The organism is Neisseria flavescens (assembly GCF_001618065.1).
GTDB lineage: Bacteria > Pseudomonadota > Gammaproteobacteria > Burkholderiales > Neisseriaceae > Neisseria > Neisseria flavescens_A.
In genome coordinates this window covers 21,158-31,741 of record NZ_LAEI01000003.1, presented here as the reverse complement: position 1 = coordinate 31,741, position 10,584 = coordinate 21,158, and the positions used below count along the sequence as shown (strand labels likewise).

General features: G+C 52.9%; 8 protein-coding genes and 1 pseudogene. 8 read left to right on the top strand and 1 reads right to left on the bottom strand.

The annotated features are described in order from the left end of the window. Positions 1-326: 326 nt before the first annotated feature. The 5 genes from ftsE (at position 327) to TW89_RS01395 (ending at position 5,743) form a co-directional block, all read left to right on the top strand. Complete coding sequence (gene ftsE, locus TW89_RS01415; RefSeq protein ID WP_003681151.1) at positions 327-977, top strand: cell division ATP-binding protein FtsE; 651 nt, start codon at positions 327-329, stop codon at positions 975-977. After that, complete coding sequence (ftsX, locus tag TW89_RS01410; RefSeq protein WP_003747810.1) at positions 974-1,891, top strand: permease-like cell division protein FtsX; 918 nt, start codon at positions 974-976, stop codon at positions 1,889-1,891. Before ftsE ends, ftsX begins: the two co-directional genes overlap by 4 nt. Positions 1,892-2,087: 196 nt before the next feature. Beyond that, positions 2,088-3,341 carry a UDP-N-acetylglucosamine 1-carboxyvinyltransferase gene (gene murA / locus TW89_RS01405; RefSeq protein WP_070504121.1) on the top strand — a complete coding sequence of 418 codons (1,254 nt, stop codon included), beginning with the start codon at positions 2,088-2,090 and terminating at the stop codon, positions 3,339-3,341. Between the two features lie 127 nt (positions 3,342-3,468). Beyond that, entirely contained in the window at positions 3,469-5,526 is a 2,058-nt protein-coding gene (gene metG / locus TW89_RS01400; protein ID WP_128580315.1) for a methionine--tRNA ligase, read from the top strand. Positions 5,527-5,548: 22 nt separating this feature from the next. Then, positions 5,549-5,743: a virulence regulator gene (locus tag TW89_RS01395; protein WP_128580314.1), complete on the top strand. Its 195-nt coding sequence runs from the start codon at positions 5,549-5,551 to the stop codon at positions 5,741-5,743. Between the two features lie 108 nt (positions 5,744-5,851). Here the strand turns inward: TW89_RS01395 and rsgA are convergent, their stop codons facing one another. Further along, positions 5,852-6,718: a ribosome small subunit-dependent GTPase A gene (gene rsgA / locus TW89_RS01390; RefSeq protein WP_128580313.1), complete on the bottom strand. Its 867-nt coding sequence runs from the start codon at positions 6,716-6,718 to the stop codon at positions 5,852-5,854. Between the two features lie 150 nt (positions 6,719-6,868). Between rsgA and TW89_RS01385 the strand changes: the two are divergent. From TW89_RS01385 to TW89_RS01375, 3 genes and pseudogenes are all read left to right on the top strand, one after another. Next, positions 6,869-7,483, top strand: a pseudogene (locus tag TW89_RS01385) (tellurite resistance TerB family protein). Between the two features lie 99 nt (positions 7,484-7,582). Then, the gene (locus tag TW89_RS01380; protein WP_128580312.1) at positions 7,583-8,503 is read left to right on the top strand and encodes a patatin-like phospholipase family protein; all 921 of its coding nucleotides are present in this window, start codon (positions 7,583-7,585) and stop codon (positions 8,501-8,503) included. Positions 8,504-8,611: 108 nt separating this feature from the next. Beyond that, a complete protein-coding gene (locus TW89_RS01375; RefSeq protein WP_128580311.1) occupies positions 8,612-10,468 on the top strand; it encodes a ribonuclease catalytic domain-containing protein in 1,857 nt (618 codons plus the stop codon). The last annotated feature ends 116 nt before the right edge of the window (positions 10,469-10,584 follow it).

Here is a 10,584-nt window from a genome sequence, read left to right as displayed (position 1 = left end):
CAAGGGAGATTAAGGGGATATTTGAGTAGAATCGGTGGATATTTGAAACGAAAACAGCCGAAATCCTGTTTTGGGCTTCGGCTGTTGAGGAAAGGGCTATTTTGCAAAGGTCTCAGGCCGTCTGAAACCCAATCGTTCAGACGGCCTTTTTTCAAACCATATTGCTTTGTGTTGCAAACCGGCAGTGTCTCCGCCGGCAGAACCGGGGTTTCACTATCAAAAAGCAGCCGAAATATTTATAATCTGTGAATATCCCCATTTTTTCAGACGGCATGTTGCCCTATCGATGACGCCGGCCGTCTGAATCCCTATTTTCAGGAAAACCCATGATCCGTTTCGAACAAGTTTCCAAAACCTATCCCGGCGGTTTCGAAGCCCTGAAAAATGTCAGTTTCCAGATTAACAAAGGTGAGATGATTTTTATTGCCGGCCATTCGGGCTCGGGCAAATCCACCATTTTGAAGCTGATTTCAGGCATTACCAAGCCCACCAAAGGCAAGGTTTGGTTCAACAATCAAGACCTCGGCACCTTGAGCGACAATCAGATCGGCTTTATGCGCCAACATATCGGCATTGTCTTCCAAGACCACAAAATCCTCTACGACCGCAATGTCTTGCAAAACGTTATCCTGCCTTTGCGGATCAGCGGCTACCAGCCGCGCAAAGCGGAAGAGCGCGCGCGTATTGCGATTGAGAAAGTCGGCTTAAAAGGCCGCGAAAACGATATGCCCATCACTTTGTCCGGCGGCGAACAACAGCGCTTGTGCATCGCGCGCGCAGTGGTTCACCAACCCAGCCTGCTGATTGCCGACGAGCCGTCCGCCAGCCTCGACCGCGCCTATGCGCTGGATATTATGGAATTGTTCAAAACCTTCCATGAAGCAGGCACGACCGTGATTGTTGCGGCGCACGATGAAACGCTGATGGCGGATTACGGCCACCGCGTCTTGCGCCTGCAGAAAGGACGCCTCGCATGAGCATGATTCATTACATCTCGTTACACGTCGAATCGGCGCGCGCCGCGCTCAAAGAGCTTCTGCGCCAACCCATCGGCACGCTGCTGACCCTGCTCATGCTTGCCGTTGCCATGACCTTGCCGCTGTTTATGTATTTGGGCATCCAAAGCGGGCAAAGCGTATTGGGCAAACTCAACGAGTCGCCGCAGATTACGGTTTATATGGACACCGATGCGGCAAGTTCTGATGCCGATACGGTGAAAAACCTGCTCCAACGCGACAGCCGTATCGATAAAGTCCGCTTTATCAGCAAGCAGGAAGGTTTGGAAGAATTGCAGACCAATCTCGACCAAAACCTCGTTTCCATGCTCGATGGCAACCCGTTGCCCGACGTCTTTATCGTTACGCCCGACCCTGCCACTTCTCCGGATCAGATGCAGGCTATCTATAAAGACATTACCAAACTGCCGCGCGTCGAGTCGGCAACCATGGATACCGAATGGGTACAAACCCTTTATCGTATTAACGAATTTATCCGCAAGATTTTGTGGTTCCTCTCGCTGACTTTGGGCATGGCCTTTGTCTTGGTGGCACACAACACCATCCGCCTGCAAATCCTCAGCCGCAAGGAAGAGCTGGAAATCACCAAGCTGTTGGGTGCGCCCGCTTCCTTCATCCGTCGTCCTTTCCTTTATCAGGCAATGTGGCAGAGTATTTTCTCCGCCGCCGTCAGTTTGGGCTTGTCGGCTTGGCTGCTGGCCGAAGTACGGCCGCTGGTGGACGCGATTTTCAAACCCTACGGTCTGAACATCGGCTGGCGTTTCTTCACATTTAGCGAAGTGTCGCTGGTATTTGGCTTCGTCATCGCGCTGGGCGTATTCGGCGCATGGCTGGCCACCACGCAACACCTCTTAGGCTTCAAAGCTAAAAAATAAGCCTTGGCAAACAGGCCGTCTGAACCGTTCAGACGGCCTGAAATCTTATCCTTTCGCAACTTAAACAAACCTTGTGAAAATTTAATACTGCCAAATCTAACAGCAAAGGCATAATCCCTTATAATTGATGACTTATTATCCATCTCATTTCATTTGTGCGGCATAAGCCGTGCAGACAAATAACGAAAGACATCCTGTGGACAAACTCAAAATCTCTGCCAACGGCCCCCTCAACGGCGAAATCATCGTATCCGGCGCAAAAAACGCCGCCCTGCCGCTGATGTGTGCCGGTCTGCTGACTTCCGGCACTTTACGCTTGAAAAACGTACCCATGCTCGCCGACGTCAAAACCACCCAAAAACTGCTGCAAGGCATGGGCGCACGCGTTTTGACCGACAACATCTCCGAATTTGAAATCAACGGCGGCACCGTCAACAACACCTGCGCACCTTACGAGCTGGTAAAAACCATGCGCGCATCCATCTTGGTTTTGGGCCCGACCCTCGCCCGCTTCGGTGAAGCCCAAGTCAGCCTGCCCGGCGGTTGCGCCATCGGTTCGCGCCCAGTTGACCAACACCTCAAAGGCCTCGAAACCATGGGTGCGGAAATCACCATCGAACACGGTTACGTCAAAGCCAAAGGCCGTCTGAAAGGCACGCGCGTCACCATGGATGTCGTAACCGTAGGCGGCACTGAAAACCTGCTGATGGCGGCCACGCTCGCCGAAGGCACCACCATCCTCGAAAACTGCGCCATCGAGCCCGAAGTTGTTGATTTGGCCGAATGCCTCGTCAAAATGGGCGCAAAAATCAGCGGCATCGGCACAGCAACCATGACCATCGAAGGCGTAAAAGAGCTGCATGGCTGCGAACACAGCGTCGTTCCCGACCGTATCGAAGCCGGTACCTTCCTCTGCGCCGTCGCCATGACCGGCGGCAAAGTCGTCCTGCGCAATGCCGCCCCCAAAACCATGGAAGTTGTGTTAAACAAACTGACCGAAGCCGGCGCCATCATCGAAGCAGGCGACAACTGGATTTCCATCGACATGCAACAACGCCCCAAAGCCGTGGACATCCGCACCGTCGTCCACCCTGGCTTCCCAACCGACATGCAGGCGCAGTTTATGGCCATGAACGCCATTGCCGAAGGCAGCAGCCGCGTGGTGGAAACCATTTTTGAAAACCGCTTCATGCACGTTCCCGAACTCAACCGCATGGGCGCAGACATCACCACCGAAGGCAACACCGCCTACATCAAAGGCGTAGAGAAACTCTCCGGCGCCGTCGTGATGGCAACTGACCTGCGCGCCTCCGCCAGCCTCGTCATGGCCGGTTTGGTCGCAGATGGCGAAACCATCGTCGAACGCATCTACCACCTCGACCGCGGCTATGAATACATCGAGAAAAAACTCGGCGGCGTAGGTGCAAAAATCGAACGCGTACGCGGTTAATCCCATACGCTGCCGATAAATAAAAGGCCGTCTGAAACACCGGCAATCGGGTTTCAGACGGCCTTTACGTATTGTTTTGCGGTATAATTCCCGACATCTTTATCCATTGTTTTTAAAAGCACAAACCATGACACGCAAAATCCTTGTCACTTCCGCGCTGCCGTATGCCAACGGCAGCATCCACCTCGGCCACATGGTCGAACACATCCAAACCGACGTTTGGGTACGTTTCCAAAAACTGCGCGGCCACGAATGCTACTACTGCTGCGCCGACGACACCCACGGCACGCCCGTGATGCTTGCCGCGCAAAAACAAGGCATCGCGCCTGAAGACATGATTGCCAAAGTGCGTGAAGAGCACCTCGCCGACTTTACCGGTTTCGGCATCGGCTACGACAATTATTACAGCACCCATTCCCCTGAAAACAAACAGTTTTCCCAAGACATTTACCGCGCGCTGAAAGCCAACGGCAAAATCGAAAGCCGCGTCATCGAGCAGCTTTTCGACCCCGAAAAACAAATGTTCCTGCCCGACCGCTTCGTCAAAGGCGAATGCCCGAAATGCCACGCCCAAGACCAATACGGCGACAACTGCGAAGTCTGCGGCACGACCTATTCCCCGACCGAGCTGATTAACCCGTATTCCGCCGTATCCGGTGCCAAACCCGAATTGCGCGAATCCGAACACTTTTTCTTCAAACTGGGCGAATGCGCCGACTTCCTCAAAGCATGGACTTCCGGCAACAACCCGCACGACGGCAAGCCCCATCTGCAACCTGAAGCCCTCAACAAAATGAAAGAATGGCTGGGCGAAGGCGAAGAAACCACCCTGTCCGACTGGGACATTTCCCGCGACGCGCCGTATTTCGGTTTTGAAATCCCCGACGCGCCGGGCAAATACTTCTACGTCTGGCTGGACGCGCCGGTTGGCTACATGGCGTCGTTTAAAAACCTGTGCGACCGCATCGGCATCGATTTCGACGAATACTTCAAAGCCGACAGCCAAACCGAGATGTACCATTTCATCGGCAAAGACATCCTCTATTTCCACGCCCTGTTCTGGCCTGCCATGCTGCATTTCTCCGGCCACCGCGCCCCGACCGGCGTGTACGCACACGGCTTTTTAACCGTCGACGGACAAAAAATGTCCAAATCGCGCGGCACGTTTATCACCGCCAAATCCTATCTGGAACAAGGCCTGAACCCTGAGTGGATGCGCTACTACATCGCCGCCAAACTCAACAGCAAAATCGAAGACATCGATTTGAACCTGCAAGACTTTATCAGCCGCGTCAACAGCGACCTCGTCGGCAAATACGTCAACATCGCCGCCCGCGCTTCAGGTTTCATCGCCAAACGCTTTGAAGGCCGTCTGAAAGACGTTGCCGACAGCGCATTGCTGGCAAAACTGACTGCGCAAAGCGAAGCCATTGCCGAATGCTACGAAAGCCGCGAATACGCCAAAGCCCTGCGCGACATCATGGCCTTGGCGGACATTGTCAACGAATACGTTGATGCCAACAAACCTTGGGAACTGGCAAAACAAGAAGGCCAAGACGAACGCCTGCACGAAGTATGCAGCGAACTCATCAACGCCTTTACCATGTTGACCGCCTACCTCGCCCCTGTATTGCCGAAAGTGGCCGAAAATGCCGCCAAATTCCTGAATTTGGAAGCCATCACTTGGGCAAACACACGCGAAACCTTGGGCGAACACGCCATCAACAAATACGAACATTTAATGCAACGAGTGGAGCAAAAACAAGTGGACGATTTAATCGAAGCCAACAAACAAAGCATCGCCGCCGCAGCCGCGCCTGCCGCCGAAGAGAGCAAATACGAAAAAGTCGCCGAACAGGCCAGCTTCGACGACTTTATGAAAATCGACATGCGCGTCGCCAAAGTATTGAACTGCGAAGCCGTCGAAGGCAGCACCAAACTTTTGAAATTCGACCTCGATTTCGGTTTTGAAAAACGCATCATCTTCTCCGGCATCGCCGCGTCTTACCCAAATCCTGCTGAATTGAACGGCCGCATGGTCATCGCCGTCGCCAACTTCGCCCCGCGCAAAATGGCAAAATTCGGCGTATCCGAAGGCATGATCCTCTCCGCCGCCACCGCAGAGGGCAAACTGAAGCTCCTCGACGTTGACGCAGGCGCACAGCCCGGGGATAAAGTGGGCTAGTATCAAATCTTAAGGAGAAACCATGTTAAACCTTTCTGCACCTGTACTTAAAGAAATTGAGTTGCTTAATGATGCAGGCTTATCGGTTGGCGCTATTGTTGCAGTGTTGCGTCTGAAGTTTCCGGTAGAGCTCCATGATCGGGAGGACAAAAAAATTGAAGAAGCCATTCTTCTCATGATCAATCCGCCGCGAAAAGTACCTTCTCTTTCCCGCTAAGGTAGCGATACCGGTTGAAAGGTAAATTTGGTTATGCTTCAACAAAAGGCCGTCTGAAAAATTCAGACGGCCTTTTTATTTATCCAAACACTTATTTCCGTTAAAACTTTATCTCAACAATTCATCGGTAACGCGTTGCAGAAACTCAATACGCTCAGGTTTGGCTTCGCCTGATTCGGCAGCGGCTTTGACGGCGCAGCCGGGTTCGGCGCGGTGGGTGCAGTTGTGGAAACGGCACTGGCCGATAAGGTGGCGCAGGTCGGGGAAGTATTGCAATAAATCAGCGGCTTGGAGATGGTGCAGGCCGAATTCTTGCAGGCCGGGGGAATCGATGAGTCGGGTTTCTGCGTTTAAATCGTACAGTTGGGCGTGGGTGGTGGTGTGTTTGCCGGAGTCGAGCGCGGTGGAAATGTCGCCGGTTCGGGCGGCTTGGTTGCCGAGTAGGGTGTTGGTCAGGGTGGACTTGCCCATGCCGCTTTGTCCGAGCAGGATGTTGGTTTGCCCTTCTAAAATGGGACGTAGGATATCGGCGTTTTCTAATGCGTTGGTTTCAACCACGGAGTAGCCGAGGGTTTCGTAGAATTTGAGTTTCTCGCGCCATTGGGCGGTTTCGGGGAGGTCGGCTTTGTTGAGGACGATAATGGCGTCGATACCGGCCGCTTCGGCTGCGAGGAGGGCGCGTTGCAATAGGGCTTCGCTGGGTGAGGGGCTGGCGGCGGTTACGATGAGGAGTTGGGTAACGTTGGCGGCAATCAGTTTGGTTTTCCACGCGTCTTGGCGGTAGAGCAGGCTTTCACGCGGAAGGTAGTCTTCAATCACGACTTGTTCGCCGTTGATGGGGCTGATGCGGACTTGGTCGCCGCAGGCGAAATCGACGCGTTTTTTGCGGGTGGTGGCGTCATATGTTTGGCCGTCGGGGGTGCGGACAATATAGCGGCGGCCATAGCTGGTAATGATTTGGGCGGTATCGGTCATGATGGGGTTTATTGTTTGGAATGGTGTGATTGTACCGAAAGTCGGCTATGGCCGTCTGAAAACTTGTTTGCACCTTTTAACTTTCTTTGGCTTGGTTTTTTGGTGTTTCTGCCCTATATTTGCAATGTATTTGTTTTCAGGAGATTTTTTATGGATTTCAGTCAGTTGCTCAATCAGGTTTTGGGTGCGGCTCAAAAAGGAGGCAAAGCGGTGGCGGATAGTCCGCTCAATTCTTTCGGTGGCGGCGCGTTGACGGGTGCTTTGGCATCGATGCTGTTGAAAAAGAAAACGCGAAGAAGCTGGTCAAGGCTGGCTCGGTCGCTGCTTTGGGTTTCTGGCTTATAAAGGCTATCAAAACTGGAAACAAACCGCCAGCAGGACGAATTGCCGCAAAGTGCGTTCCAACCTGCCGGTCTGATTGGCGAAAACCACAGCCGTGTGATTTTGCAAACGATGATTGCGGCGGCGGCTTCAGACGGCCTGATTGATGATGCGGAACGCGCGGCGATTGAGCGTGAAAGCGGCAGCGATGCGGAAACGGCGGCATGGTTGCAGGCTGAATATGCGCAACCGGCCTCTATCGAGCAAATTGCCGCTTCTGTCGGCAGCGACGAGGCTTTGGCAGCTGAAACTTATCTGGCGGCCCGATTGGTCTGCGCAGACTTGTCACGCAAGGAAATCGTGTTCCTGAGCCGTTTGTCCCAAGCTTTGAATTTGGACGACCAACTGGTCGAAAGTTTGGAAAAACAGCTCGAATTGGCTTGAGCTTGATTTAAAAGGCCGTCTGAAACCTGATTTCAGACGGCCTTTAGACTTAATTTCAGAGTAAAATAACCCTTTCGACATATTAAAGGCTGTCTGAACATGAATAAACTTTTTTCCACATTCAAAACGTTTTTAGCCGCTTCGTCCGTCTTGGTATTGGCTGCCTGTCCGAGCGGCAACGCGCCGCAATCCAAACCTTCTACGCAGGGTCAAAATACGGTTTCACGTCCTGCACCCAAACCGAAAGCCACGGTTGCGCTGGCTTTGGGCGGCGGCGCGTCCAAAGGCTTTGCCCATATCGGGATTATTAAGGTTTTGAAAGAAAACAATATTCCGGTCAGAATCGTTACCGGTACATCCGCAGGCTCGATTGTCGGCAGTATGTACGCTTCGGGAATGTCGCCCGACCGCCTCGAATTGGAAGCGGAAATTTTGGGTAAAACCGATTTGGTGGATTTGACCTTGTCCACCAGCGGCTTCATCAAAGGCGAAAAACTGCAAAACTACATCAACCGCAAAGTCGGCAACCGCCCGATGCAACAGTTCCCCATCAAATTTGCCGCCGTTGCGACCGATTTTGAAAGCGGCAAACCGGTGGTATTTAACGTAGGCAATGCCGGACAGGCCGTCCGCGCTTCTGCGTCGATTCCAAACGTATTCCAACCTGTCGTCATCGGCAACCGTAAATATGTAGACGGCGGCCTGTCGCAACCCGTACCGGTCAGCGCGGCGAAAAAACTGGGCGCAAACTTCATCATTGCCGTCGATATTTCCGCCCGTCCGGCCAAAAATGTCAGCCAAGGCATGTTCTCCTATCTTGACCAAACCTTCAACGTGATGAGCCAAACCGCCTTGCACCAAGAATTGGGCCAAGCCAATGTGGTCATCAAACCGCAGGTTTTGGAGCTAGGTTCGGTTGGCGGTTTCGACCAAAAACAACGCGCCATCCAACTGGGCGAACAGGCCGCACGCGCCGCGCTGCCTGAAATCAAACGTAAACTGGCGGCATATCAGTATTAATCATCCGCCGTTTGAACAGGCCGTCTGAAAGTATGTTTTTCAGACGGCCTTTCTTGTGCAAATCTGCTAAAATCACGCGTTTCCTACAAATCATAAAATCCTAAAAAAATGAATATCTTTTACGAAGAGTCCGGCCAATTCAAAGTTGCCTCCATCGTCCAAAAAAACGACGCCACCTACCAAGTCGATACCCAACACGGCAAACGCACCAAAGTGAAGGCAAACAATGTCTTTGCCGAGTTTGACGGCGATATGGCGGCATTTTTGGAAAACGCGCAGACACAGGCGGCGGATATCGACACCGATTTATTGTGGGAAGTATGCGGCGAAGAGGAATTTACCGCCGAAGCCATCGCCGAAGAATATTACGGTCATGCGCCGACCAAAACCGAGCTGGCGGCGACTTTGATTGCGCTGTACGCCGCGCCGATGTATTTCTACAAAAAAGCCAAAGGCGTGTTCAAAGCCGCGCCCGAAGAAACTTTGAAACAGGCGCTTGCCGCCATCGAACGCAAAAAACAACAAGACGCGCAAATCGACGCTTGGGCGGAAGCCTTGAAACGCGGCGAGATGCCGTCTGAAATCGCGGCGGATTTGAAAACCATCTTACACGCGCCCGACAAGCAGTCGCTGACCTACAAAGCCTTTACCAAAGCTGCCGACGAGCTGAAAACCTCGACCTACGAACTGGCGAAAAAAACGGGCGGCATTACGTCCATACCCCAATACCTGCAAGACGGGTTTGAAATCAAATATTTCCCAAAAGGAACAGGCTTCCCCGACCTTCCGCTTCCTGAAATGCCCGACTTGCCCAAAGCCGACGTTACCGCCTTTTCCATTGACGACGAATCGACCACCGAAGTGGACGATGCCTTGAGCCTGACCGACTTGGGCAATGGCATGAAACGCGTTGGCATCCACATCGCCGCGCCGTCGCTTGCCATTAAGCAAGGCGACAAAATGGAAAAAAACATCATGGAACGCTTAAGCACGGTTTATTTCCCCGGCGGCAAAATCACTATGTTGCCCGAAAACTGGATTGCCGCGTTCAGCCTTGATGCAGGCGCATACCGCCCTTCCATCAGCATTTATTTCGATGTGGACAACGAGTTCAACGTCGGCGCGCCAACCTGCAAAATCGAAGCAGTCAACATCGCTGAAAACCTGCGCATTCAGACCATCGAGCCGCATTTCAACGCCGAAACCGGCTTGGACGAAGCCGGCGAAATGATGTTCGCCCACCATCAAGACCTGATTTGGTTTTATCAATTTGCCATCGCCCTGCAAAAAGCGCGCGGCAAATACGAGCCCGACCGCGCTCCACAATACGATTACAGCATCGAATTGGATGAGGAAGGCAACGTATCTGTCATCCGCCGCGAACGCGGTTCGCCTATCGATACGCTGGTCAGCGAGATGATGATTCTTGCCAACAGCACTTGGGCGCAAATGCTGGACGAAAACGAGCTGCCCGGCCTTTTCCGCGTCCAACCGGCAGGCAAAGTACGCATGAGCACCAAATCCGAGCCGCACATCGGCATGGGTGTGCAGCATTACGGCTGGTTTACCTCGCCGCTGCGCCGCGCCGCCGACTACATCAACCAAAAGCAGCTGATCAGCCTGATCGACGACTCTGCCGAGCCGCTGTATCAAAACAGCGATGCCGAGCTTTTCGCCGCACTGCGCGACTTTGATGCTGCCTATACAGCCTACGCCGACTTCCAACGCCAAATGGAAGCCTACTGGAGCCTCGTCTATCTGCAACAGCAAGGCACGAGCGAGCTGACGGCCACCATCCTCAAAGAAGACCTCGTCCGCATTGAAGGCCTGCCGCTGGTCACGCGCGCGACCGGTATTCCGTTTGACGCGCTGCCCAAATCGCAGGCATTGTTCAAAATCACTGAATTGGATGCCGAGAAGCAGTTTATCGCGCTCAACTATCAAAAAGCCGTTTTACCGGGCTGATAACGTTATTTCGTTTGAAAAAAAGGCCGTCTGAACGCAGAAACAGAAATCTTTGATTTCGTTTTCATCCCTGTTCAGACGGCCTTCATCATCTAAAAATGCTACAATTCCCCTTT